This is a genomic window from Denitromonas iodatirespirans, assembly GCF_018524365.1.
GTDB lineage: Bacteria > Pseudomonadota > Gammaproteobacteria > Burkholderiales > Rhodocyclaceae > Nitrogeniibacter > Nitrogeniibacter iodatirespirans.
On sequence record NZ_JAEKFT010000100.1, the window covers coordinates 1 to 1,131 of the forward strand.

Annotated in this window: 1 protein-coding gene; it reads left to right on the plus strand. The window is 67.1% G+C overall.

Annotation, left to right across the window (positions count from 1 at the left end; genetic code table 11):
- Positions 1-48: 48 nt before the first annotated feature.
- The coding region (locus I8J34_RS24090) for an amino acid adenylation domain-containing protein (RefSeq protein ID WP_214364169.1) at positions 49-1,131 on the plus strand (1,083 nt) is incomplete at its 3' end.

Here is a 1,131-nt window from a genome sequence, read left to right on the forward strand (position 1 = left end):
CTCGTCTCGTGGAACGCGACGGATCGTCCATACCCGCGCGATATGGGCGTGCACACGCTGTTCGAAGCCCAAGCGCTCGCGCAGCCCGAGGCTGTGGCCGTCATCGGAGAGGCACAACAGCTCAGCTACGCCGAGCTGAACGAGCGGGCCAACCGCCTGGCCCATCGGCTGCTCGAGGCCGGCGTTCAGGTGGGCGAGAGCATCGCCCTGTCCTTGCCCCGATCCGTCGAACTGGTGGTGGCCGAACTGGCCGTGCTCAAGGCCGGTGGCGCCTATGTGCCACTGGACGGTGTGCTGCCCGGCGAGCGCCAGGGCATGATGGTCGCCGACAGCGGTGCCCGCATCCTGCTCAGCACCTCGGCCTGCGACATACCCGCCGAACTGAGCGCCCTCGAGCGCATCGACGTCGACACCCTCGATGCCGAGTTCAGTGACGAGAACCCGACGATTGCCATCGAAGGGGCCGATCGCGCCTACGTGATGTACACCTCCGGCTCCACCGGCACCCCCAAGGGCGTGGACATCCCACACCGCGCCATCGCCCGCCTGGTGATCAACAACGGCTACTGCGAGTTCGGCCCCGAAGAGCGGGTCGCACTGGCCGCCAACCCGGCCTTCGACGCCACCACCCTGGAAGTGTGGGGCCCGCTGCTCAACGGCGGGGCCATCGTCGTCATCGACCAACAAACCCTGCTCGACCCCCCGCGCTTCGCCGACCGGCTCAAGGCGCAACACGTCAGCATCCTGTGGCTCACGGTCGGCCTGTTCAACCAATACGAAAGCCAACTGGCCCACGTTCTGCCCCAACTGCACTACCTGATCATCGGCGGCGATGCGCTCGACCCCAAAGTCGTACGCCGAGTACTCAAGAACAACCCGCCACAACACCTGCTCAATGGCTACGGCCCGACCGAGAGCACCACCTTCGCCATCACGCATCACATCGAAGCACTGGCGGAGGAGGCCACCAGCGTCCCGCTGGGCCGCCCGATCGCCAACACGCGCATCTACATCCTCGACGCCCACCACCAACCGGTCCCGGTGGGCGTGGCCGGCGAGCTGTACATCGGCGGCGAGGGCGTCGCGCGCGGCTACCTCAACCAAGCCGAACTCACCGCCGAGCGCTTCCTG